The 22,330-nt window shown below is 65.9% G+C and carries 27 protein-coding genes and 1 tRNA gene; 15 read left to right on the forward strand and 13 right to left on the reverse strand.

Going from position 1 to position 22,330, the window contains the following annotated elements:
- Nucleotides 1–17: 17 nt before the first annotated feature.
- The 6 genes from HNE04_RS25220 to HNE04_RS25245 are packed head-to-tail and all read left to right on the forward strand — an operon-like array spanning nucleotide 18 to nucleotide 4,560.
- Nucleotides 18–617 carry a YqgE/AlgH family protein gene (locus HNE04_RS25220; RefSeq protein ID WP_172225806.1) on the forward strand — a complete coding sequence of 200 codons (600 nt, stop codon included), beginning with the start codon at nucleotides 18–20 and terminating at the stop codon, nucleotides 615–617.
- The gene (gene ruvX / locus HNE04_RS25225; protein ID WP_172225810.1) at nucleotides 614–1,027 is read left to right on the forward strand and encodes a Holliday junction resolvase RuvX; all 414 of its coding nucleotides are present in this window, start codon (nucleotides 614–616) and stop codon (nucleotides 1,025–1,027) included. The genes HNE04_RS25220 and ruvX overlap by 4 nt, the downstream gene beginning before the upstream one ends.
- Nucleotides 1,024–1,524 carry a bifunctional pyr operon transcriptional regulator/uracil phosphoribosyltransferase PyrR gene (pyrR, locus tag HNE04_RS25230; protein ID WP_172225814.1) on the forward strand — a complete coding sequence of 167 codons (501 nt, stop codon included), beginning with the start codon at nucleotides 1,024–1,026 and terminating at the stop codon, nucleotides 1,522–1,524. The genes ruvX and pyrR overlap by 4 nt, the downstream gene beginning before the upstream one ends.
- Before the next feature lie 29 nt (nucleotides 1,525–1,553).
- The gene (locus HNE04_RS25235; protein ID WP_172225817.1) at nucleotides 1,554–2,516 is read left to right on the forward strand and encodes an aspartate carbamoyltransferase catalytic subunit; all 963 of its coding nucleotides are present in this window, start codon (nucleotides 1,554–1,556) and stop codon (nucleotides 2,514–2,516) included.
- Nucleotides 2,513–3,814, forward strand: a complete 1,302-nt coding sequence (locus tag HNE04_RS25240) for a dihydroorotase (RefSeq protein ID WP_172225820.1) — start codon at nucleotides 2,513–2,515, stop codon at nucleotides 3,812–3,814. The genes HNE04_RS25235 and HNE04_RS25240 overlap by 4 nt, the downstream gene beginning before the upstream one ends.
- Nucleotides 3,815–3,822: 8 nt before the next feature.
- A complete protein-coding gene (locus HNE04_RS25245) occupies nucleotides 3,823–4,560 on the forward strand; it encodes a lysophospholipid acyltransferase family protein (RefSeq protein ID WP_172225823.1) in 738 nt (245 codons plus the stop codon).
- Here HNE04_RS25245 and HNE04_RS25250 read toward each other — a convergent pair whose 3' ends face one another.
- Nucleotides 4,561–5,634: an ABC transporter ATP-binding protein gene (locus HNE04_RS25250; protein ID WP_172225826.1), complete on the reverse strand. Its 1,074-nt coding sequence runs from the start codon at nucleotides 5,632–5,634 to the stop codon at nucleotides 4,561–4,563.
- Between the two features lie 58 nt (nucleotides 5,635–5,692).
- Between HNE04_RS25250 and HNE04_RS25255 the strand changes: the two genes are divergently transcribed.
- On the forward strand, nucleotides 5,693–7,309 hold the full coding sequence (locus tag HNE04_RS25255; protein WP_172225886.1) for an ABC transporter permease: 1,617 nt from the start codon (nucleotides 5,693–5,695) through the stop codon (nucleotides 7,307–7,309).
- A 7-nt stretch (nucleotides 7,310–7,316) separates the two neighbouring features.
- Here HNE04_RS25255 and HNE04_RS25260 read toward each other — a convergent pair whose 3' ends face one another.
- The 6 genes from HNE04_RS25260 to HNE04_RS25285 form a co-directional block, all read right to left on the reverse strand.
- On the reverse strand, nucleotides 7,317–7,550 hold the full coding sequence (locus HNE04_RS25260) for a hypothetical protein (RefSeq protein ID WP_172225829.1): 234 nt from the start codon (nucleotides 7,548–7,550) through the stop codon (nucleotides 7,317–7,319).
- 207 nt (nucleotides 7,551–7,757) lie between these two features.
- Nucleotides 7,758–7,832 (reverse strand) — tRNA-Arg (locus HNE04_RS25265).
- Between the two features lie 39 nt (nucleotides 7,833–7,871).
- Nucleotides 7,872–9,062 carry a vWA domain-containing protein gene (locus HNE04_RS25270; RefSeq protein ID WP_172225832.1) on the reverse strand — a complete coding sequence of 397 codons (1,191 nt, stop codon included), beginning with the start codon at nucleotides 9,060–9,062 and terminating at the stop codon, nucleotides 7,872–7,874.
- 10 nt (nucleotides 9,063–9,072) lie between these two features.
- Nucleotides 9,073–9,672, reverse strand: coding sequence for a GNAT family N-acetyltransferase (locus HNE04_RS25275; RefSeq protein WP_172225835.1), 600 nt, complete (start codon nucleotides 9,670–9,672; stop codon nucleotides 9,073–9,075).
- Nucleotides 9,672–9,887: a hypothetical protein gene (locus tag HNE04_RS25280; protein WP_172225839.1), complete on the reverse strand. Its 216-nt coding sequence runs from the start codon at nucleotides 9,885–9,887 to the stop codon at nucleotides 9,672–9,674. Before HNE04_RS25280 ends, HNE04_RS25275 begins: the two co-directional genes overlap by 1 nt.
- A 16-nt stretch (nucleotides 9,888–9,903) precedes the next feature.
- Complete coding sequence (locus tag HNE04_RS25285) at nucleotides 9,904–10,746, reverse strand: AAA family ATPase (protein WP_172225843.1); 843 nt, start codon at nucleotides 10,744–10,746, stop codon at nucleotides 9,904–9,906.
- A gap of 91 nt (nucleotides 10,747–10,837) precedes the next feature.
- Here HNE04_RS25285 and HNE04_RS25290 point away from each other — a divergent pair, with 91 nt between their 5' ends.
- Entirely contained in the window at nucleotides 10,838–11,566 is a 729-nt protein-coding gene (locus HNE04_RS25290) for a c-type cytochrome (RefSeq protein WP_172225846.1), read from the forward strand.
- A gap of 1 nt (nucleotide 11,567) precedes the next feature.
- Here the strand turns inward: HNE04_RS25290 and pcaG are convergent, their stop codons facing one another.
- Both pcaG and pcaH read right to left on the reverse strand, forming a co-directional pair.
- Nucleotides 11,568–12,188: a protocatechuate 3,4-dioxygenase subunit alpha gene (gene pcaG, locus HNE04_RS25295; RefSeq protein ID WP_235965407.1), complete on the reverse strand. Its 621-nt coding sequence runs from the start codon at nucleotides 12,186–12,188 to the stop codon at nucleotides 11,568–11,570.
- Nucleotides 12,188–12,892, reverse strand: a complete 705-nt coding sequence (gene pcaH, locus HNE04_RS25300) for a protocatechuate 3,4-dioxygenase subunit beta (protein WP_172225849.1) — start codon at nucleotides 12,890–12,892, stop codon at nucleotides 12,188–12,190. The genes pcaG and pcaH overlap by 1 nt, the downstream gene beginning before the upstream one ends.
- A gap of 77 nt (nucleotides 12,893–12,969) precedes the next feature.
- On the opposite strand from pcaH, the gene HNE04_RS25305 reads away from it, so the two are divergent.
- Nucleotides 12,970–13,896, forward strand: coding sequence for a LysR substrate-binding domain-containing protein (locus HNE04_RS25305; protein WP_172225892.1), 927 nt, complete (start codon nucleotides 12,970–12,972; stop codon nucleotides 13,894–13,896).
- Here HNE04_RS25305 and HNE04_RS25310 read toward each other — a convergent pair.
- Nucleotides 13,893–14,327, reverse strand: coding sequence for a DUF1841 family protein (locus HNE04_RS25310; protein WP_172225852.1), 435 nt, complete (start codon nucleotides 14,325–14,327; stop codon nucleotides 13,893–13,895). The genes HNE04_RS25305 and HNE04_RS25310 overlap by 4 nt on opposite strands.
- Nucleotides 14,328–14,414: 87 nt before the next feature.
- On the opposite strand from HNE04_RS25310, the gene HNE04_RS25315 reads away from it, so the two are divergent.
- Nucleotides 14,415–14,636 (forward strand): hypothetical protein, encoded by a 222-nt coding sequence (locus tag HNE04_RS25315; protein WP_172225855.1) that lies wholly within the window; start codon nucleotides 14,415–14,417, stop codon nucleotides 14,634–14,636.
- A gap of 6 nt (nucleotides 14,637–14,642) precedes the next feature.
- On the opposite strand, the gene HNE04_RS25320 is transcribed toward HNE04_RS25315, so the two are convergent.
- Nucleotides 14,643–15,437 carry an IclR family transcriptional regulator gene (locus HNE04_RS25320; RefSeq protein ID WP_172225857.1) on the reverse strand — a complete coding sequence of 265 codons (795 nt, stop codon included), beginning with the start codon at nucleotides 15,435–15,437 and terminating at the stop codon, nucleotides 14,643–14,645.
- A gap of 85 nt (nucleotides 15,438–15,522) precedes the next feature.
- On the opposite strand from HNE04_RS25320, the gene HNE04_RS25325 reads away from it, so the two are divergent.
- The 5 genes from HNE04_RS25325 (at nucleotide 15,523) to HNE04_RS25345 (ending at nucleotide 19,947) form a co-directional block, all read left to right on the forward strand.
- Nucleotides 15,523–16,224 carry a 3-oxoacid CoA-transferase subunit A gene (locus tag HNE04_RS25325; protein WP_172225859.1) on the forward strand — a complete coding sequence of 234 codons (702 nt, stop codon included), beginning with the start codon at nucleotides 15,523–15,525 and terminating at the stop codon, nucleotides 16,222–16,224.
- 9 nt (nucleotides 16,225–16,233) lie between these two features.
- Complete coding sequence (locus HNE04_RS25330) at nucleotides 16,234–16,875, forward strand: 3-oxoacid CoA-transferase subunit B (protein ID WP_172225861.1); 642 nt, start codon at nucleotides 16,234–16,236, stop codon at nucleotides 16,873–16,875.
- Nucleotides 16,876–16,894: 19 nt separating this feature from the next.
- Nucleotides 16,895–18,100 carry a 3-oxoadipyl-CoA thiolase gene (pcaF, locus tag HNE04_RS25335; protein ID WP_172225863.1) on the forward strand — a complete coding sequence of 402 codons (1,206 nt, stop codon included), beginning with the start codon at nucleotides 16,895–16,897 and terminating at the stop codon, nucleotides 18,098–18,100.
- A gap of 74 nt (nucleotides 18,101–18,174) precedes the next feature.
- Nucleotides 18,175–19,152 carry an aldose 1-epimerase gene (locus tag HNE04_RS25340; RefSeq protein ID WP_172225865.1) on the forward strand — a complete coding sequence of 326 codons (978 nt, stop codon included), beginning with the start codon at nucleotides 18,175–18,177 and terminating at the stop codon, nucleotides 19,150–19,152.
- Nucleotides 19,153–19,188: 36 nt separating this feature from the next.
- The gene (locus tag HNE04_RS25345; protein WP_172225867.1) at nucleotides 19,189–19,947 is read left to right on the forward strand and encodes a sulfite exporter TauE/SafE family protein; all 759 of its coding nucleotides are present in this window, start codon (nucleotides 19,189–19,191) and stop codon (nucleotides 19,945–19,947) included.
- 3 nt (nucleotides 19,948–19,950) lie between these two features.
- Here the strand turns inward: HNE04_RS25345 and HNE04_RS25350 are convergent, their stop codons facing one another.
- A complete protein-coding gene (locus HNE04_RS25350; RefSeq protein ID WP_172225869.1) occupies nucleotides 19,951–20,583 on the reverse strand; it encodes a PAS domain S-box protein in 633 nt (210 codons plus the stop codon).
- Between the two features lie 124 nt (nucleotides 20,584–20,707).
- Nucleotides 20,708–22,330: response regulator (locus HNE04_RS25355; RefSeq protein WP_172225871.1), on the reverse strand; the 1,623-nt coding region annotated here is incomplete at its 5' end.

Genomic DNA, 22,330 nt, shown 5'->3' on the forward strand with positions numbered 1-22,330 from the left:
TGCTCTAAAATCGGTGTATGTCCGCCGATGCCCCCGCAATCAACCTGACGCATCACTTCCTGATTGCGATGCCGGGCCTGGAGGATGATGCCTTTGCCAAGAGCGTGGTGTACCTGTGCGAGCACAGCGCCCGCGGTGCGCTGGGTCTCGTGATCAACAAGCCCAGCGATATCAATCTAGGCAACCTGTTCGAGAAGGTCGAACTGCCTTTGGGCCGCGACGACCTGGCTCGCACGCCGGTATTCCAGGGCGGCCCGGTGCAGACCGAGCGCGGTTTCGTCCTGCATGAGGCCGTGTTCGCGGCCGATGCCGCGCCCAACGAGCCGGTCTATGCCTCTACCATGACGATCCCCGGCGGCCTGGAGATGACCACTTCCAAGGACGTGCTCGAGGCCTTGTCCACCGGCGCTGGCCCCAAGAAGGTGCTCGTTTCGCTCGGCTATTCGGCCTGGGGCGAGGGCCAGCTCGAATCGGAGCTGGCTGAAAACAGCTGGCTCACCGTCGGTGCCGATCTGTCCGTGATCTTCGATACGCCGGTGGAAGAGCGCTACGAAAAAGCGCTGTCGCTGCTGGGCCTCCAGTCATGGATGCTCTCGCGAGATGCGGGGCACGCATGAGCGCCCCGGTGCTCGACGTTCCGCCACACTTCCAGACATTTCTCGCTTTCGACTACGGCCTGAAGCGCACCGGTGTGGCCGTGGGCAACCGGCTGCTTCGCAGCGCCACGCCCCAGGCCACCATCAAGGCCGAGGGAGAGGCCCGGATGGAGCAGGCGCTGGGCAGGGTGCGCGAGTGGCAGCCCGACGCGCTGGTGGTGGGCGTGCCATTTCACCCGGATGGCGCCAGCCATGACAATACGGCGCGGGCGAAGAAATTCGCGCGCCAATTGCGCAGCCGGGTCAAGCTCCCCGTGTACGAGGTGGACGAGCGTTACAGCACGACCGAAGCACTGGCGGGCGGAGCGAGCGACCCGGACGCGGGCGCGGCCTGCGTGATTCTTGAGCAGTTTTTGAGGAGTATCCCGTGAGTACCCTGGTCCTGGATGCGGAAGCGCTGTACCGCGAATTGCTGCGCGGCGTGCAGCAGTTGCGCACGCCCGATACGCGCCTGGTAGGCATTACCTCGGGCGGGGCGTGGCTGGCCGAGCGGCTGCACAAGGACCTGGGGCTCGCGGGCCAGGCCGGCGTCATCTCCTCCGCCATGCACCGCGACGACTTCTCCAAGCGCGGGCTGTCGGGCGCCGGCCAGCAGACCCAGCTGGGGTTCGACGTCAACGATTCGCACATCGTCCTGCTGGACGACGTGCTCTACACCGGGCGCACCATCCGCGCCGTACTCAACGAACTGTTCGACTATGGCCGGCCGGGCAGCGTCAAGCTGGCGGTGCTGGTGGACCGCGGCGGGCGCGAGCTGCCGGTGCAGGCGGACTATGCCGCAGCGCGCGTCGCCTTGCCCGCTGCGCAGTCGCTGGCCCTGGCGCGCGACGACGCGGGCAAGTTCAGCTTCAAGGTGGAGGAAGCCTAGAAAATGAGCCGCCACGTTTGGGAGACCTGATGCTCTACAAAAGAAACCCCCAACTCAACAAGAACGGCGAACTCGTCCATCTCCTGTCGGTCGAAGGCCTGCCGCGCGAAATCGTCACGCACATCCTGGACACCGCGGCCAGCTTCGTCAGCGTGAGCGACCGCGAGGTCAAGAAGGTCCCGCTGCTGCGCGGCAAGAGCGTTTTCAACCTGTTCTTCGAGAACTCGACCCGCACGCGCACCACCTTCGAGATCGCGGCTACCCGGCTGTCCGCCGACGTGATCAACCTGGACATCGCACGCTCCTCGGCTTCCAAGGGCGAGTCGCTGCTGGACACCATCGCCAACCTGTCGGCGATGGCGGCGGACCTGTTCGTGGTACGCCACAGCGAGTCCGGCGCGCCGTACCTGATCGCGCAGCATGTGGCGCCCCATGTGCACGTGATCAATGCCGGCGACGGCCGGCATGCCCATCCGACCCAGGGCCTGCTGGACATGTACACCATCCGGCACTACAAGAAGGACTTCTCCAATCTCACTGTGGCCATCGTCGGCGACGTGCTGCACTCGCGCGTGGCGCGCTCGGACATCCATGCGCTCACGACCCTCGGCTGCGCCGAGGTGCGCGTGGTCGGCCCCAAGACGCTGGTGCCGAGCGATCTGTCGCAGATGGGCGTGCGCGTCTGCCATTCGCTGGAAGAGGGCATCCGGGGCTGCGACGTCATCATCATGCTGCGCCTGCAGAACGAACGCATGAGCGGGGCGCTGCTGCCTTCGTCGCAGGAGTTCTTCAAGAGCTTCGGCCTGACGCCGGAGAAACTGCAACTGGCCAAGCCGGATGCCATCGTCATGCACCCGGGCCCGATCAATCGCGGGGTGGAAATCGATTCGGCGGTGGTGGACGGCAAGCAGAGCGTCATCTTGCCGCAGGTCACCTTCGGCATCGCGGTACGGATGGCGGTGATGAGCATCGTGGCAGGGAACGAAGCATGAAGATCCTCATCAAGAACGGCCGGGTGATCGACCCCGCCTCGGGTTTCGACGGGGTCTGCGACCTGGCGCTGGCGGCAGGCCGCGTGCTGGCGATCAAGAACATTGCTCCCGGCTTCGCGCCCAACAAGGTAATCGACGCCACGGGCTGCATCGTCATGCCGGGCCTGGTGGACTTGGCGGCCCGCCTGCGCGAACCGGGCTACGAACATGAGGGCATGCTGGAAAGCGAGATGGCCGCGGCCGTTGCCGGCGGCGTCACCAGCCTGGTCTGCCCGCCCGACACCGATCCCGTGCTCGACGAACCCGGCCTGGTCGAGATGCTGAAATTCCGCTCGGAGAAACTGCACCAGGCGCGAGTGTTCCCGCTGGGCGCGCTCACCCGCAACCTGCAGGGCGAAATCCTGACCGAGATGGTGGAACTGGCCGAGGCCGGATGCGTCGGCTTCAGCCAGGCCGAGGTGCCGCTGTCGAACACGCAGGTGCTGCAACGTGCCCTGCAATACGCGGCCACCTACGGCTACACCACCTGGCTGCGGCCGCAGGAGCTGCACCTGGGCAAGGGCGTGGCTGCAAGCGGCCCGCTGGCCACGCGACTGGGACTGTCCGGTGTGCCGGTGGCGGCGGAAACGATTGCACTGCACACGATCTTCGAGCTGATGAAGATGACCGGTGCCCGCGTCCATCTGTGCCGCCTAAGCAGCGCTGCCGGCGTGGCGCTGGTGCGCCAGGCGAAGGAGCAGGGCCTGGCGGTCACTTGCGACGTCAGCATCAACTCGCTGCATCTCACCGACACCGACATCGGCTACTTTGACAGCCGCATGCGCCTGAATCCGCCGTTGCGCCAGCAGAGGGACCGCGATGCCCTGCGCGCCGGCCTTGCCGACGGCACGATAGACGCGCTGGTGTCCGATCACACGCCGGTGGACGAAGACGCCAAGACGCTTCCCTTCGCCGAGGCGGAAGCCGGCGCGACCGGACTGGAATTGCTGTTGGGTCTGGCGCTCAAGTGGGGGCAGGAAAGCGGCGCGGGCCTGGCCCGTTCGCTCGCGGTGCTCACCAGCGAGCCCGCCAAGGTGCTCGGCGCGTCGCTGGGCACCTTGCAGGCGAGCATGGGCCAGCTGGTAGAAGGCGGGATCGCCGACGTCTGCGTGTTCGATCCGCAGGCGCAATGGACGGTGACCGATGCTTCGCTGCGCAGCCAAGGCAAGCACACGCCGTTCTCGGGCTACGAGCTTCCCGGCCGCGTGCGCTGCACCATCGCCGCGGGACAGATCGCGTTCGAAGGCCGGGACCGCTGACGCAGGCCATGAAGCCATTGCGCGCCGCGTGGAGGCTGGGGCGGGCGCTGATGCATGCGCTGGCCGGGCTGGCCACCATCCTTTTCCTGTTCCCGAAGATGAGCCAGCCCGGGCGCGAGGCGCGGGTGCAGTCGTGGTCCCTGCGCATGCTCGCTTTGCTGGGCGTGAACCTCGAACTGCGCGGCCGCCCGCCCGCCGCGGGCCCCGTGCTGCTGGTGGCCAACCACATTTCCTGGCTCGACATCCTGGTGATGAACGCCGCCCGGTACTGCCGCTTCGTGTCCAAGTCCGACGTGAAGCGCTGGCCGCTCATCGGCACCCTGGCCACTGGCGGCGGAACCATCTACATCGAGCGGGAGTCGCGCCGCGATGCGCTGCGGGTCGTGCATCACGTCGCCGAGAGCCTGCAGCGCGGCGAAGTCGTCGCGGTATTTCCGGAGGGAACCACCAGCGACGGCGTGGCGCTGCTGCCGTTCCACGCCAACCTGATCCAGGCCGGGATTTCGGCCGGCGTGCCGGTGCAACCCGTCGCGTTGAGCTTCGTGGACAGCCAGACCCGCGCGCCCAGCCTCACGCCCTGCTACATCGGCGATGACACCTTGGTGGGATCACTCTGGCGCACCGTGACCGGGCCGCCCGTCACAGCGGTGGTTCATTACGGGGAGCCGCAACACGCATCGGGCCGCGACCGCCGGGCCTGGGCCGCCGACCTGCGTTGCGCAGTCGACGCGCTGCGCCAAACCTGATCAGTCCGCCAAGCCGCGTTCGAAGGTCACCACGTGGTCGACCTCGGCGCGGATGCCTATCCACTCGCCGATCTTGTGGTCGTGGTGGCTGGGTACGTGGGCCAGCACGGTCTGGCCGCTGGCCAGCCGCAGCGTGTAGAGGAACTCCGAGCCGCGGAAGGCCTTGCGCATGATCTCCGCTTTCACGGGGGCGTCATCATCATGGACGATGTCGTCCGCACGCAGCAGCACATCGCATTCGCCCGACACGAAGGCGCTGGGCAGGGGACATTCGGCCACGTCGGCCAACTCCCCCAGCGGCGTCTGCACCAGCACCTGATTGTTGACCTCGCGCAGGGTGGCGGGCGCGAATACGCCATGGCCGATGAAGTCGGCGACAAAGCGCGTGGCCGGCCGGTGATACAGCGTGTACGCATCGTCCCACTGGTGCAAGCGGCCTTCGTGCATCACGCCGATCACGTCGCCGATGGCAAAGGCTTCGAGTTGGTCATGCGTCACGAACAAGGCGGTGGCATGCGCCGCCTTGAGGATGGCGCGGATCTCATGGGCCAGCCGCTCGCGCAGATCGACGTCCAGGTTGGAGAAGGGCTCGTCGAGCAGCAACAACTGCGGCTTGGGCGCGAGGGCGCGGGCCAGCGCCACGCGCTGCTGCTGCCCGCCGGATAGCTCGTGCGGAAAATGGCGCTCAATGCCGGGCAGGCCGACCAATTCGAGGACCTCGGCGATCCGGGCAACGCGCTCGGCCTTGGGCAAGCTGTGGATGCCGAAGCCCACGTTGCGGCCGACGTCGATGTGGGGAAACAGGGCGTAGTCCTGGAACACCATGCCGACGCGCCGCTCCTCCGCGGGCACATGAACCCCGGCGCCGCCCACGACCTGCCCGGAAATGCGCACCTCGCCGGCGGTGGCGCGTTCGAGGCCGGCGACGGCCCGCAAGAGGGTGGTTTTGCCGCAGCCGGACGGGCCGATCAGCACGCCGATGTCGCCCGCGCGCAGCCCGAACGAGACTTCGTCGACGGCGGCATGGGGCCGGCCAGGGTACTGAACGCGCAGTTTGGTGACCTCGACGAACATAAGTGCGATTGTAGATGCTTACAATTCTCATTTGCATCAATCGGGATTGCCCAACTCCATGGCCCTGCGACGGCTCCAAGATCTGCTTCTACTGCTGCTCGCGTCCCTGCTGGTGCTGCCGGTGCTGGCCGTGCTGGCTTCCTGGCTGCAATGGGACGGCCAGAGCGCCCAGGTCCTGGGCGAAATGGCGCGCACCGTGCTTCCCGGCTACGTCTGGACCAGCCTGGGCCTTTGCCTGGTGGTGGGGATAGGCGTGGCGCTGGTCGGCGGCGCAACAGCCGCGGCCGTGACCCTGTTCGATTTTCCCGGCCGCCGGACCTTCGAGTGGGCGCTGCTGTTGCCGCTGGCAATGCCCGCCTATGTGGTCGCCTACGCCTACACCGACTACCTGCAATTCGGCGGGCCGCTGCAATCGTGGCTGCGAAACACGTTCGGGCTGGAGGGCCGCGTCTTCCCCGAGGTTCGCAGCTTCGGCGGCGCCGCGCTGGTGTTCATCTTCTCGCTCTACCCCTACGTCTATCTTCTGGCGCGCACCGCGCTTGGCGAGCGGGCCAGCCACCTGATGGAGGCGGCCCGCCTGCTCGGTGCTCCGCTGCGGCGCCGCATTCGCCGCGTCGCCATGCCGCTGGCGCGCCCGGCCATTGCCGCCGGCGTCGCCCTCGCGCTCATGGAAACGCTCGCGGATTTCGGCGTGTCCAGCTATTTCGGCATCCAGACATTCACCGCGGGCATCTACAAGGCCTGGCTGGCGATGGACAACCGCATTGCCGCGGCCCAGCTCGCCACGTTGTTGCTGCTGGTAGTGACCGCGCTGTTGGCGCTGGAGCGGCGGGCGCAACGCCGCCTTCGCTTTGCCATGCCGCGCGGCGCCCGCGCCGGTTCGGCCGATGCCCAGCCCATGCAGCTGCGCGGCCCTCATCTGGCGCTGGCCTGGACGCTGTGCTCGGTTCCGGTCCTGTTGGGTTTCATCCTGCCGGTCCTGTTCATGCTGCGCCCGCTCGCGGCCGACTGGTCGGTGCTGCCCTGGGACCGCTTCCTGCTGTGGGCCTTCAACAGCCTGCGGCTGGGCGCCATCAGTGCGGTGCTGGCCGTGCTACTGGCCGTGCTGCTGGCCTTCTGCCTGCGCCGCTCGCCCGACGCGATAACGCGCGGCGTGGTGCAGCTGGCGGCCCTGGGCTACGCGGTGCCGGGCGCCGTGATCGTGGTCGGCCTGTTGTTGCCGGTGGGATGGCTGCAGCAGGCCGCGCCGCAGTCGGGCGCCGGCGCCTGGATCACTGCCACCGTCCTGGGTGTCGTCTGGGCCTACCTCGTGCGCTTCGTCTCCGTGGCCTTGCAGTCGATGCAGAGCGGCTATGCGCGCATCCCGGCCAGTTTCGACGACTCGGCGCGCATGCTGGGCACCGCCGGTTTCGGGTTGCTGGCCAGGGTCCACTGGCCTTTGCTGCAGCGATCGGCGATGGCCGCGGCGCTGCTGGTCTTTGTGGATGTGATGAAGGAGCTGCCCGCCACCATGGTGCTGCGGCCGTTCAATACCGACACGCTGGCCGTGGTAGCCTATCAGCTGGCCCGCGACGAGCGGCTGGGCGAAGCAGCGCTGCCGTCGCTGGCACTGGTGCTGGTCGGGCTGATTCCGGTGGTGCTGCTGAGCCGTAGCCTGCGCCCATCCGGACGATAGGGCAGAGCTAGAGCTCTTCGCTCCATTCCGCCCGGTTGGCGGCTGCTTTTCGGAAAACGACCTCACCCGTGGGCACGTGCACCACGCGGATCTCCTGGCCGGACGGTTTGGTCGTGCTTTTTGCGGCCATGGCTACCGCCAGGGCGCGATCACAGAAAAAGTACTGGCGGGAGCCGGAAACCGGCAACAGCCGGGTAGCGATAGGGTGATTGCTCTCGACGCGGAAATCGGCAGACGACATGGATGACCTCACTCTGCTTGTCTCGGTTCTGATTTCTGTTCTGGTGAATGCCCATGGTAGACCGAGCTTTTGACAGTGCAATGACGCCATTGCAAGGCCACGTCTCATATGTAACCGATTGATTTGGTGCGTTGCAATACGTTAAGTGAAGAGTTGAACTCGTCTGTAGGAGACGGCCGACAGCGGCTGTAGGAAAGCCGCGATAGCTGGTACCACCGACAGGAATCGAACCTGTATCTAGCGCTTAGGAGGCGCTCGTTCTATCCATTGAACTACGGCGGCGTTGGAGGCTGGATTGTAAAGGCCCAACCTGCGAGCGCATCACTTCGACAGCAGCCGCATCGCCTCTTCCAGCCCCTTGATCGTCAGCGGGTACATGCGCTGGCTCATCAGCTGCTGGATGACGCTGATGCTCTGACGGTATTGCCAGACGCCCTGGGGCTCGGGGTTGATCCAGGCGAACTTGGGGAAGGCGTTGGTCAGGCGCTGGACCCATTCGGCGCCGGCTTCCTCGTTGTTGTATTCGACGCTGCCGCCGGGCTGCAAGATCTCGTAGGGGCTCATCGTGGCGTCGCCTACGAAGATGAGCTTGTAGTCCTTGTTGTACTTGCGAATGATGTCCCAGGTCGCGAACTTCTCGGAGAAGCGGCGGCGGTTGTTCTTCCACATGAAGTCATAGACGCAGTTGTGGAAGTAGTAGAACTCCAGGTGCTTGAACTCGGCCTTGGCCGCGGAGAACATCTCTTCCACGCGATGGATGTGCTCGTCCATAGTGCCGCCCACGTCCATCAGCAGCAGGATCTTCACGTTGTTGTGCCGCTCGGGCACCATCTTGATGTCCAGCCAGCCGGCGTTGGCTGCCGTCGACTTGATGGTGTCGTCCAGGTCCAGCTCGTCCGCGGCGCCTTCCCGGGCGAACTTGCGCAGGCGCCGCAGCGCGATCTTGATGTTGCGGGTGCCCAGCTCCTGGCTGTCGTCGTAGTCCTTGTAGGCCCGCTGGTCCCAGACCTTCACCGCGCTCTTGTTGCGGCCCTTGTCCTGGCCGATGCGGATGCCCTGCGGGTTGAAGCCGTAAGCGCCGAAGGGCGAGGTGCCGCCCGTGCCTATCATCTTGCTGCCGCCTTCGTGACGTTCCTTCTGCTCCTCGAAGCGCTTCTTGAGCGTCTCCATCAGCTCGTCCCAGCCCATCTTCTCGATCTTGGCTTTTTCTTCGGGACTGAGCTCGAGCTCCAGGTTCTTGCGCAGCCATTCCAGCGGCACGTCCTTGGTGAAATCGGCCACCATCTCGACGCCCTTGAAGTAGGCGGCGAAGGCGCGATCGAACTTGTCGTAGTGCTTCTCGTCCTTGACGAGGGCCGTGCGCGACAGGTAATAGAAGTCGTCGATCTTGTAGCCGTCTTCGCTGTTGGGCCCGACAACGCCTTCCTTCAACGCTTCGATCAGCGTCAGGTATTCCTTGACCGAGACCGGCAGCTTGGCGCTGCGCAGGGTGTAGAAGAAGTCGATCAGCATCGCTGCTCTCCTAGTCGATTCGGGGCTTGGCCAGCAAGTACTGCAGCTGGGCCTTGGCTTCGGGCCATTCGCCGGCGGCGAGGCTGTACATGACCGTGTCGCGCACGGTGCCGTCGCGGCGCAAGGCATGGTGCCGCAACACGCCGTCTTTCTTCGCGCCCAGCCGCTCGATGGCGCGCTGGCTGGCGAAGTTGTAGTTGTCGGTGCGCCAGCCCACCAATTTCGCGCCCAGCGTTTCGAAGGCATGCGTCAACAGCAAGAGCTTGCAGCTTGTGTTGACGTGGCTGCGCTGCCAGCTCTTGCCGTACCAGGTGTAGCCGATCTCCAGACGCTCGACGGCGGGCACGATGTCGTGATAGCGGGTGCTGCCGACGATCTTGCCGCTGGCCAGATCGCGCACCACGAACGGCAGCATGTGGCCGTCGTCCCGGCCCTTCAGCGCCGCCGCAATGTAGGCGGCGGTTTCGCCGGGCGCCGGCACCGACGTGATGCGCAGGCTCCAGAGTTCGCCGTCCCGCGCCGCCGCTTCGAGCCCGGCCGCGTGGTCCGCGTCCATGGGCTCCAGCCGCACCAGCGGAGTCTCCAGGGTGCAAGGCACGGGCTTTCGCATCACTGGTCCTTCTTGCGCCCCGCGCGCCAGCGCCGGGCCAACTGCAGGCCGATGCCGCCACCCAAGCCGGCCAGCACGATGCCGCCTATCGAACTGCTGTCGTAGCCCTGGGCCAGCGGATCGAAGCCGAGCATCTTGCCGATCCAATACGCCAGCAGCGCGCCTGCCACGAAGCCAATGGCGTCGGCGAGTCCTTCAACCAGCAGTGGATTCATGTGCGGGCCCCTTGTTTCAGCGATTGTGGCGCTGCATGAACACCAGCTTCTCGAACAAGGTCACGTCCTGCTCGTTCTTGAGCAGCGCGCCCACCAGCGGCGGCACCGCCACCTTGTCTTCCTTGCTCTGCAGCGCATCCAGCGGGATGTCCTCGGCCACCAGCAGCTTGAGCCAATCGAGCAGTTCGCTGGTGGAAGGCTTCTTCTTCAGGCCGGGCAGGTTGCGCACGTCGTAGAAGGTCTTCATGGCCGCCGTCAGCAGCTCCTTCTTGAGCCCGGGGAAGTGCACGTCGACGATCTGCTTCATCGTGTCGGCATCGGGGAACTTGATGTAGTGGAAGAAGCAGCGGCGCAGGAAGGCGTCGGGCAGTTCCTTCTCGTTGTTCGAGGTGATGAAGACCAGCGGGCGGTGCCTGGCCTTGACCAGTTCGCGCGTCTCGTACACGTAGAACTCCATCCGGTCGAGCTCGCGCAGCAAGTCGTTGGGGAATTCGATGTCGGCCTTGTCGATTTCGTCGATCAAGAGGGCCACGGGCTGGTCCGCGGTGAAGGCCTGCCACAGCACGCCCTTGACGATGTAGTTGTGGATGTCCTTGACACGCGCATCGCCCAATTGCGAATCGCGCAGCCGGCTCACGGCGTCGTATTCGTACAGGCCCTGCTGCGCCTTGGTGGTGGACTTGATGTGCCACTGCAGCAGCGGCACGTCCAGGGCCTGGGCCACTTCCTCGGCCAGCATGGTCTTGCCGGTGCCGGGTTCGCCCTTGACCAGGAGCGGGCGTTTCAGCGTGATGGCGGCGTTCACCGCGAGCATCAGGTCTTGTGTTGCGACGTAGTTCTGTGAGCCTTGGAACTTCATGGGGTGTGGCAATGAAAAGGCGCGCAGGTGGCGCCGGATATAATCAAAGGTTGATTAGAAGACTGACCTCTCACCCGATTGTGCTCGCAAAATGAACAAGTTGTTGACCACGCTATTCGCCCTGGCTGTCGCTTCGGTGACCAGCTTCGCGCATGCCCAGGCCTCGGCGCCGGCCCAGCAAAAGGCTTCCACCGCCGCACCGGCCGCCAAACCCGCTGCGCCGGCCGCGGCCGGCGGCGCCAAGTCGATCGAGTCCAAGGTGGCCATGTGCATCGGCTGCCACGGCATCAAGGGCTACCAGGCGAGCTTCCCCGAGGTCCACAAGGTCCCGATGATTTCGGGCCAGAGCGCCAAGTACATCGTGGCCGCGCTCACCGCCTACAAGAACGGCGACCGCAAGCACCCCACCATGCGCGGCATCGCCGATACGCTGTCCGAACAGGACATGAACGATATTGCCGCCTATTACGAATCGCACGGCAAGGAAGAAGGCAAGACCCTGGCCGACAAGCCCAGCAAGGAGCCGAGCCCGCAAGTGGCCGCCCTGATGCAAAAGGCTGCCTGCGTTTCCTGCCACGGCGCCAACTTCGCCAAGCCGCTCGATCCTAGCTATCCCAAGATCGCCGGCCAGCATGCCGACTACATGTTCGTGGCGCTGAAGGCCTACAAGGCCGAGAACAACCCCGCGGTCGGCCGCAGCAACGGCATCATGGGCGCCATCGCCAAGCAGTTCAGCAACGCCGAACTCAAGGAACTGGCCAATTACGTCGGCTCGCTCGAGGGCGACCTCAAGGTCAAGCCCGAGAACAAGTTCCGCTAGCCTACACGTCGAAGAAAACGGTCTCCTGCGGTCCCTGCATGTGGATGTCCAGGCGGTAGACCGCTAGCCCGCCTTCCTCGCGGCGCTGGGCGATCAGGGTGTCCCGCCGCTCCGGCGGGACCGAATTGAGCCCAGCGTCGGCCGCGTTCGCCGCCGCTTCATCACTGAAATACACCCGTGTGAACGCGTGCAGCAGCATGCCGCGCATCAGCACGATGACATTGATGTGAGGCGCCTGCCCTGGCGCTTCGGCCCCGGGCTTGATGGTGCGGAACACGAAGCGCTGGTCCGGGTCGGTGCCGGTGCCCACCCGGCCGAAGGCGCGAAAGCCGCTGGCCTTCACCTCTTCGATGTTCGCCGGATAGCGCCCTTGTGCATCGGCCTGGCTGATCTCCACCATCGCATCCACGATGGGCTGGCCGTCGCCATCCAGCACGCGGCCTTCCAGCACGATGTGCTGGCCTTGCGCCTGCGGCAGGGCAACCACGTCATCGAAGGGCTGGCCGAAGTCGTAGCCGTATTGGCGTGCGGTCAGGCCGTACGCGAAGAACGGCCCCACGGTCTGCGAGGGTGTGGCGCCGAAGTCGGCCTGCTGGCCGGTCATCAAAGAAAGTGTCTTCATCAGCGGCTTTCGAAAGGTGTCTCGTCCGCGCCGCGCAGCACGATGTCGAACACATAGCCCAGCGCGTAACCTTCCTCGGTCGCGTCCAGGCTGAAATCGGCAATCAGGCGCTTGCGCAGGCGCTCGGGCGCGCTCATGACCATGGGGTCGTACTGGTGCAGCGGGTCGCCGGGGAAGTACATCTGCGTCACGAGGCGGCTGGCGAAATGCTGCCCGAACAGCGACAGGTGGATGTGCTGGGGCCGCCACGCGTTGGGGTGGTTGCCCCAGGGGTAGGCGCCGGGCTTGATGGTGAGGAAGCGGTAGCGTCCCTCGCTGTCCGTGAGGCAGCGGCCGGCCCCCAGGAAGTTGGGATCGAGCGGCGCGTCGTGCTGGTCCACCTTGTGCACGTAGCGGCCGCAGGCATTGGCCTGCCACAGCTCCACCAGGGTGTTGGCCACCGGGCGGTGGCGGTCGTCCAGCACCTGGCCCGTGAGCACCATGCGTTCGCCCAGGGGCTCCCCATTGCGCCGGGCATTGCGCGTCAGGTCATGGTCCAACTCGCCCACCGCGTCGTGGCCGTAGACGGGCTGGGCCAGCTCGCCCAAGGCGGCCTTGATCGGGATGAGGGGACGGGTCGGGCCGCGTTTGAGGGTCGATTTGTAGCCGGGGTAGACGTAGGGCGGGTGGCTCGCCCAGTCCCTAGGGGATATGAATTGGGTCATGGGTCACACTTTATTCATCAATAGAATTGAAGTAAATTGAAAAGCAATCGTTTTTCCATAACCTGAGGTAATTGAAAATGCTGGCTGGGCCCGAGGCGTTTTCCCGCAGTGTCCAGCTCCGGCATCTGCGCTGCCTGGTGGCGGTGGCGCAGGAGCGCAACCTGGCGCGTGCCGCCACGAGGCTCTCCCTCAGCCAGCCCGCCATCTCCAAGACGCTGGCAGAGCTGGAGCAACTTGCAGGCGTCGCGCTCGTGGAACGCGGCAGGCGCGGGGCGCAGCTCACTCCGCCGGGCCAGCAACTGCTGGCCCATGCGCTGCGCGTGCTGGAAACGCTGGGCGAGGCGGCGCTGGCCTTGTCGCCCGCGAGCGCGGCGCGCACAACTCGCCTACGCATCGGGGCACTGCCCAGTGTCGGCCCATCCTTGCTGCCTGCTCCGCTGGCGGAGTTCCGGCGCCGCCAGCCCGAGGTGCAGATACAGCTCAAGAGCGAGGCCAATGCACGCCTGCTGGAGGAATTGCGGGCCGGCGAGCTCGACCTCGTGGCGGGCCGGATGGCCGACCCCCAGCTGATGGTGGGCCTGTCGTTCGAGCTGCTGCACGTGGAGCCGCTCGTGCTCGCGGTCCGGCCTGGCCATCCCCTGGCCGGCCAGGCGCAGCCTTCCATGCAGGCCGTGCTCGGCTATCCGCTGGTGGTGTACAGCGAAGGCACGATCCCGCGCCACAACACCGAAAGTTTGCTCAGCGCATTCGGCCTCAAGCTGCCGTCGCATCGAACGGAAACACTGGTGGTGTCGGTGGCGCGGCTGCTCGCACGCGAGTCCGACGCTGTCTGGTTCACGCCGCTGGGCGCCGTCGCCGACGACTTGGCCGGCAAGCAGCTGGTACGGTTGCGCGTGGCAACGCAGGGAACAGAGGAGCCGGTGGGCCTGCTGCTGCGCAGCGACCTGCCTGCCTCGCCGCTGCTGCAGCAGTTCATGGCGCTGGTGCGCGCCTCGGCCGCCTAGTCCCGCGTAGCCCGACGCTGCACGCACTCGATATACGCAGCGCCGTCCGGCGGCCGGCCCGAGCGCTGGCTTTCCCAGAGCATCTGCCCCAGGCACTCCATGGCTTCGTGATGCGCGTCGTGCAGGGAGTTGCGGCGGGCGGCCAGCAACTCGACAGCCTGGCGGATGCCGCGCGGCTGGTCGATCGAGCATTGCTCGCTGATCGACAAGTGCATGGACAAATGAAGGAAAGGATTGGCGCCGCCGTCACCGCCGTCGAACACTTTGGCGACGGCAGCCTCGGCATCCCCCAATTCGGGGTGGTACTCGGGATGCTGGTCCAGCCACTGTCCGGCCAGGGTCTCCAATGCGTCCATGGGTTGGCCAGCGCGGGCTTTGGCATGCACGGCACAGAAGAACCGCCGCACATCCGCTTGCGAGGGATTGAACATCCGTCCAGCGTAGCATGCACGCGCTTGTCCTACGGCTGAGTTCGCTAGTAGCTGTTAATCTGACGGTGATAGCAACTGGAGACCTCTATGACTGCCACACGAATTGTCGGGATCGTCCTGTTGGTGCTGGGCATCGCCGGGTTCTTCACGGGTGGTTTCAGCTTCACCAAGAACACCACCCAGGCCCAGCTCGGGCCGATCAAGCTGCAGGTCCAGGAAAAGGAAGCCGTCAACATTCCCCAGTGGCTCAGCCTGGGCGCCATCGTGCTGGGGGGCGTCCTGCTTGTCCTGAGCTTCAAGCGACCTTAGCCGGCGCTAGGCGCGGTGTGCGCCCAGCAACTGCGAAATGGTTTGCGCCGCCTCCAACAGGGGCGGCAGCATGGTTTCCTGCATCAGCTTGGCATTGGTGCGGTTGGCTTGGCCGCTGATGTTCAGAGCTGCAACCGTGTCGCCTGTCCGATTGGTCACAGGCGCGGCGATGGAAATCAAACCCTCCTCCAGTTCCTGGTTCACCAGGCACCAGCCCTGCTTGCGGGCCTGCTGGACCTTGGCGAACAGCGCGTCCACGTCGGTCACCGTATGCCGCGTGAAGGGCGTCCGCTTGGAAGCGCGCAGCCGCCGTAGCGCTTCCTCGTCGGGGAGGGCCGCCAGCAGCATGCGGCCCATGGACGTGCAATAAGCGGGCAGGCGCGAACCAACGCCCAGGCCGATGCTCATGATCTTGCGGGTGGGAATGCGCAAGACGTAGACGATGTCGGTACCGTCCAAAGCGGCGGCCGAGCACGATTCCTTGACCTGCTCCACCAGCGCTTCCATGACCGGCTCGGCCAGGTTCCAGATCGGCATAGACGACAGGTACGCGAAACCCAGGTCCAGGATGCGAGGGGTCAGCGAGAACAGCTTGCCGTCACTTTCCACGTAGCCCAGGGTTTGCAGCGTCAGCAAGATCCGCCGGGCGCCGGCCCGGGTCAGGCCCGCGCGGCCCGCCACCTCAGTCAGGGTCTGGCGCGGTGCGGCGGCGCTGAATGAGCGGATCACTTCCAGGCCGCGGGCGAAAGACTGCACATAGCTGTCGCCGGGTCTGAGGGGATCGGAGGAGGAATTTGCCATTCGGCCGGCGCGCCCTTAAAATTCAATATACGAACACTTGTTCGCAATTAGAACAAGACCCGTCTGCTTTGACAAGGACTTTTCCATGATCGACAAGACAGCCGCCAGCATCGGCGAGGCGCTGCAAGACATAGGCGACGGCGCCTGCGTGATGATTGGCGGCTTTGGCACCGCCGGCATCCCCAACGAGCTGATCGACGGGCTGATCGAACAGGGCGCGCGCGACCTGACCGTGGTCAACAACAACGCCGGCAATGCCGAGCAGGGTCTGGCCGCACTGCTCAAGACCGGCCGCGTGCGCAAGATCATCTGTAGCTTCCCGCGCCAGGCCGACAGCCATATATTCGACGCGCTGTATCGCAGTGGCAAGATCGAGCTGGAGCTGGTGCCGCAAGGCAACCTGGCCGAACGCATACGCGCGGCGGGCGCCGGCATCGGGGCGTTCTTCACGCCCACCGGATACGGCACCGACCTGGCAAAGGGCAAGGAAACGCGCGAGATCGACGGCCGGCCCTATGTGCTGGAGTACCCAATCTACGGCGACGTCGCCCTCATCAAGGCCGAGCGCGGCGACCGCTGGGGCAACCTCACTTACCGCAAGGCCGCCCGCAACTTCGGGCCGGTGATGGCAACGGCGGCCAAGCGCACCGTCGCCACGGTGCATGAGATCGTTCCGCTGGGCGCTCTCGATCCCGAGCACATCGTGACACCCGGCATCTTCGTCAGCAAGATCGTGAAGATAAGTCGCACCGCGACGCAGGCCGGCGGCTTCAAGCAAGTGGCCTGAGGAAAGCACATGACCTACCAGAAACGCAACAAGGACCAGCTCGCCCAGCGAGTCGCCCGCGACATCCACGACGGGGCCTACGTCAACCTCGGCATCGGCATGCCGACGCTCGTGGCCAACCACCTGCCGGCCGGCATGGAAGTCATCCTGCACAGCGAGAACGGCATCCTGGGCATGGGACCGGCACCGGCGCCGGGCGAGGAAGACTACGACCTCATCAATGCGGGCAAGCAGCCCGTCACGCTGCTGCCCGGCGGCGCTTTCTTCCACCATGCCGACAGCTTCGGGATGATGCGCGGCGGCCACCTGGACATCTGCGTCCTCGGCGCCTTCCAGGTCTCGGCCACCGGTGACCTCGCCAATTGGCACACGGGCGAGAAGGATGCGATTCCCGCCGTGGGCGGCGCCATGGATCTGGCAATAGGCGCCCGGCAGACCTGGGTGATGATGGACCTCCTGACCAAGAAGGGCGAGAGCAAGGTCGTCTCCCAGTGCAGCTACCCGCTCACCGGCATCGCCTGCGTCAAGCGCATCTATTCGGACCTCGCTACGCTGGAGTGCACGCCCCAGGGAATGAAGCTTATCGACAAGATCGATGGTCTCTCGCACTCTGAACTTGAACGGCTGGTCGGCCTGCCGATTGCCACCTGATTAACTGGAAGCACACGCCATGACCAAACACGCATTCATCTGCGACGCCATCCGCACTCCCTTCGGCCGCTATGCCGGCGCGCTGTCGTCAGTGCGCACCGACGACCTGGGAGCCATCCCGCTCAGGGCGCTGATGGCGCGCAATCCCAAGGTCGACTGGCAGGCCGTGACCGATGTGATCTTCGGCTGCGCCAATCAGGCGGGCGAAGACAATCGCAACGTGGCGCACATGGCGAGCCTGCTCGCGGGCCTGCCCATCGAGCTGCCGGGCGCTACGATCAACCGCTTGTGCGGATCGGGGCTGGACGCCATCGGCACGGCGGCACGGGCGATCAAGGCCGGCGAGGCCACGCTGATGATTGCCGGCGGCGTCGAGAGCATGAGCCGCGCACCCTTCGTCATGCCCAAGGCGGAGAGCGCCTTTGCGCGCAACAACGCGGTCTATGACACCACCATCGGCTGGCGCTTCGTCAACAAGCTGATGAAAGAGATGCACGGCGTGGACTCCATGCCCGAGACGGCCGAGAACGTCGCCACCGACTACAAGATCGAACGCGCGGCGCAGGACCGCATGGCGCTGGCGTCGCAGATGAAAGCCGTGGCCGCGCAGAAGGCCGGCTTCTTCGATGCCGAGATCACGCCGGTCACGATCGCGCAGAAGAAGGGCGACGCTATCGTCGTGAGCCGCGACGAGCATCCGCGCGAAACCAGCCTGGAGGCGCTGGCCAAGCTCAAAGGCGTGGTCCGGCCCGACGGCACGGTAACGGCCGGCAACGCCAGCGGCGTCAACGACGGCGCCTGCGCGCTGCTGCTGGCAGATGAAGCCTCGGCCGCCAGGCACGGCCTAACCCCGCGCGCCCGGGTGGTCGGCATGGCCACGGCGGGAGTGGCGCCGCGCGTCATGGGCATAGGCCCGGCGCCTGCCACGCAGAAGGTGCTGGCCCTCACCGGCATCAAGCTCGAGCAGCTTGACGTCATCGAGCTCAACGAAGCCTTCGCGGCCCAGGGCCTCGCCGTGTTGCGGCTCCTGGGACTGAAGGACGACGACGCGCGCGTCAACCCGAACGGCGGCGCCATTGCCTTGGGGCACCCCCTGGGCGCCTCGGGCGCCCGGCTGGCCACCACGGCAGTGAACCAGTTGCACAAGAGCGGCGGGCGCTATGCACTGTGCACCATGTGCATCGGCGTCGGACAGGGCATTGCCGTGATCCTCGAACGGGTCTGAGAACCCACAACTTGTGCCAATTGTGACCGGGCACCAACGTTGCGCGCATGGCGGCAGTTCCTACACTGTCCGCCATGCCCTATACAGCTGCCGAGTACGAATACACGCAAATTGCGCTTGACACCGACCTGGTCGAATTGGCCGCGGGCGAATTGAGGCTCGCCCTGGCGCCCGCCGTCGGCGGCTCCATCGCCGGCTTCAGCCGCGAGTGGCGCGAGGGTGGGGTGGAGCGGCGCCTCGATTGGCTGCGTCCTGCAACCGACGAGGCCCGGGCAATGCGCAATCCTCTGGGGATGGCCAGCTTCCCGCTGCTGCCGTTCTGCAATCGCATCCGCCAGGGCAGGGCCAGTTTCGAGGGACGCGAAATCCGCTTTCCACCCAACCATCCATCGGCCGATTCGCCGCATCCCCTGCACGGCATCGGCTGGCAGCTTCCATGGCAGGTGGTGACTGCCGATGCGGCGCAGGCGGAACTGGCGTTGGAGGTCGGAGCCAGCCGGGCCTGGCCCTGGCGGTTCTCGGCGCGGCAACGCTTCGCGCTCAGCGAGCGCCGGCTTTCGGTGTCGATGTCCCTGACCAACGAGGACACCGCCGCCATGCCCGCCGGCATCGGACATCACCCCTACTTTCCCCACACGCCTGGCGCCAGACTCACCAGTCGCACGCAGGCGATGTGGGGCGGGGACGCCGAAGTCATGCCCACCACCGTGGAAGTCAGTGATGCGGTGAAGAAACTGCGCACCGGCATCGTGCTGTCGGAACTCGACCTGGACAACAATTTCGTCGGCTGGGAGCGCGAGGCCATCGTCGAGTGGCCGGCCGACTCAGCCGGCCCGCGCCGCAGGCTGGTCATGCAAGCGCAGGCGCCGCTCGACTACTTCGTGGTCTATTGCCCGCGCGGATTCGACCATTTCTGCGCCGAGCCGGTGAGCCAATGCACCGACTGGCTCAACCTGCTGCCCCAGCATGGCCACGGGCCTTTGGGCGGGGCGCGGCTGGCGCCCGGCGAAACCTTGCAGGCGCAGTTCCAGTTGGTGCCGAGCTGGGGCTAGGGCTGCGCCGGGCGGGATGCTGCCAGAATAGCCCTGTTGAATTTCCCGCTCATCACCGATCCGTACTTCTACGCCGTCGCCATTCCGGCGGTGCTGCTGATGGGCATCAGCAAAAGCGGCTTCGGCGCGGGTTTCGGCTCGCTCGCCGTGCCCCTGTTGGCGCTCGCGGTCACGGTGCCCCAGGCGGCGGCCATCATGATGCCGATCTTGCTGCTGATGGACGTGATGGGCCTGGCTACCTTTCGCAAGCACTTCGACCGCGAGCTGATCCGCTTCCTGGTGCCATTGGGCCTGCTGGGGACGGTCGTGGGCACGCTGTCGTTCAAGCTGCTGGACGCCCGCCTGGTCGCAGGCATCGTGGGCGTTTTCACGCTGCTGTTCCTGGCCCAGCGCCTGCTGTTCCCGCCCAGGCCGGACAGCCCGCATCCGCCCAAGTGGCTGGGCGCCATACTCACCGTGGCGTCGGGCTTCACCAGTTTCGTGGCGCATGCGGGCGGGCCGCCGGTCAGTGCCTATGTGGTGCCGATGCGCCTGCCGCCGCTGGTGTTCACGGCAACGATGGCCGCGTTCTTTTTCGTGGTGAACCTCAGCAAGTGGGTTCCGTACGCCTGGCTGGGCCTGCTGGACCTGCGCAACATGGCGACGTCGCTGGCCTTGCTGCCGATCGCTCCGATTGGCGTGCTCGTCGGCGTGAAGCTGGCCCATCGCATCCAGCCGCTGGTGTTCTACCGCCTGATCTATACCGGCATGTTCCTCACCGGCACCAAGCTGGTGTGGGACGGCTTCTTCCGGTGACCGCTAGTACGCAGAAGCCTTGGCCTCGGCCACTTCGCGCGGCATCTCGGCTTCCAGCGCCGAGATCACGCGGCCCAGGCGCTGGGTCTCCGTCACGTCGCGAAAGCTGGTGACCGAGCCGACGCGCTTGCCGCGCACGCGTTGCGGCATGACGTGGCATTCGAAGATGCGCCCGTCGGTCAACTCGATCATGATGAATTGTTCGGTGTCGGGGTTGGCCTTGCGAGCTTCGACATGCGCCAGGAACCGCGCGGGATCCTTGACCAGTGACATCTGCATGGCCATCAGCGCGCCGTCGTTGAGCGTGGCCAGCTTGTCCGCGGAGATGCCCCACATCTCGATGAAGCGCGTGTTGTAGTGCATGGCGCGGCCGAAATAGCCCATGGCCAGGATGCCCTCGGTGGTGGAATCCAGGGTCGCCAGCAGCAGGGCAAGAGCGGCCTTCGCTTCGGTCAATTCCTGTGTCCGGCCTTCCAGCGTGCGGCTGGTCGTGCCCAGTTTCTGGGTAGCGGCCGCCAGGGCGCGCCGTGCTTCGGCCAGCTCCTGCGCGAGGCGGTTGACCAGGTCCGCGAGCCCGGCGGCTTGCGGCGCCTGCTGCCTTTCTGGTTTAGCCCCAACCGGTTGTGCATGACCCATAAGAAAAACCCTTGTCGTGAAGCGCAGCTGCGCGCGATACCTTATCAAACCACGCGACCCACCTTGCTGCTTAAGCCGATTGCTTAGCGTGCGCTAGGAGAATCGCGCAAACCATCGCCCCGAATCAGGCGCGCGCGGCAGCTTCCAGCGCCAGGTGGGCGCCCAGTGCGGCGAGCAATTCGCTCATTGGCGCTTCCAGCTCGGCGAGCAGCGGTTCGGCCTGTGGCGTGCCATGGCCCTGTCGCAGCGCGGCTTCCAGGGCCGTGGCGCGCTCCTGGATCAAGGTGGCCCCTACGTTCCCCGATACCGCCTTGGTCGTGTGTGCGAGTCGCTCGGCCGTCGCGACGTCGCCGGTGGCAAGTGCGTTGCGGATGTCGCGCACCACATCCTGCTGGCCCACCGCGTAGCGGCGCAGCATCGCCAGGTACAGCGGCTTTTTTCCCATCATGCGGCTCAATCCCAGCGCCGTGTCCAGGCCGGCGATGCCATGCGGCAGGCCGTCGTTCGCGGGCGCGCTACCCTGGATGGGCGCAGCGGGCCGCGCCTGGACCGGTACCGTCGGGACGGCGAGCGGGGCGGCGCGGCGCGGCCGCACCCAGCGAACCAGGATGGCCCACATGTCTTTCGGATCGATCGGCTTGATCAGGAAGTCGTTCATGCCCGCGTCCATGCACTTGCGGCGGTCCTGCTCCATCGCGTTGGCCGTCATCGCCACAATCGGCAGATGCTCCAGCCGCTCCTGCTTGCGCATTTCACGGGTGGCGGTGACACCGTCCATGACGGGCATCTGCATGTCCATGAAGACCATATCGTAAGAAAATTTCTGCGTCAGTTCCAGCGCGACCTGGCCGTTGTCGGCGACATCGACGATCAGGCCCGCGTCTTCCAGCAATTCGCGGGCGACCTGCTGGTTGATGTCGTTGTCCTCGACGAGCAGGATGCGCGCGCCGCGTATCGCGGCCAGGCGCTCGTCGACTCCGCCGCCGGGCTGCTGCGCGCCCGGTGCTTGCTCCAGCCGCCGGCCTCCCAGCACGTCCATCGTGGTGTCGAAAAGTATGGAGGCGTTGACCGGCTTGATCAGCACGTTCTGGATGCCCGCGCCTTCGGCTTCCTTCAGCACCTCTTCCCGGCCGTACGCCGTCACCATGAGAAACATGGGCGTGGTCGGCAGGCCCAGCGACTTGATGCGGCGCGCCGTTTCCATTCCGTCCATGCCCGGCATGCGCCAATCGAGGTAAACCACGTCGTAGGGACGGCTCTCGCCGGCCGCCCTGCGGACCTCTTCGATCGCGGCCGCGCCGGAGGCGACTTCGGTGGTCAGGAAAGTCATGCCTTCCAGCATGCCGATGATGACCGCGCGCGCATGGTCGTTGTCGTCCACCACCAGCGCACGGCGGCCGCGCAGGTCGGGGTTGGGCAGCAGTTCGCGCCGCGCCATGGAGCCTATGCCCAAGCGCGCGCTGAACCAGAAGGTGCTGCCTTTGCCGTGCTCGCTTTGCACGCCCACTTCGCCGCCCATGAGTTCGGCCAGCCTCTTGCAGATCGCCAGGCCCAGGCCGGTGCCGCCGAACTTGCGGGTGGTGGAGGTGTCGGCCTGCGAGAAGCTCTGGAACAGCCGGCTCATCTGCTCGGACGTGAGGCCGATGCCGGTGTCCTGCACCCGGAAGTGCAGCAGCACGTCTTTCTCGGTTCGCTCGCTGGCCCGCACCGAAATGACGATCTCGCCCTTGTCGGTGAACTTCACGGC

The sequence above is a fragment of the Caenimonas soli genome (assembly GCF_013155545.1).
Lineage (GTDB): Bacteria > Pseudomonadota > Gammaproteobacteria > Burkholderiales > Burkholderiaceae_C > Ramlibacter > Ramlibacter soli.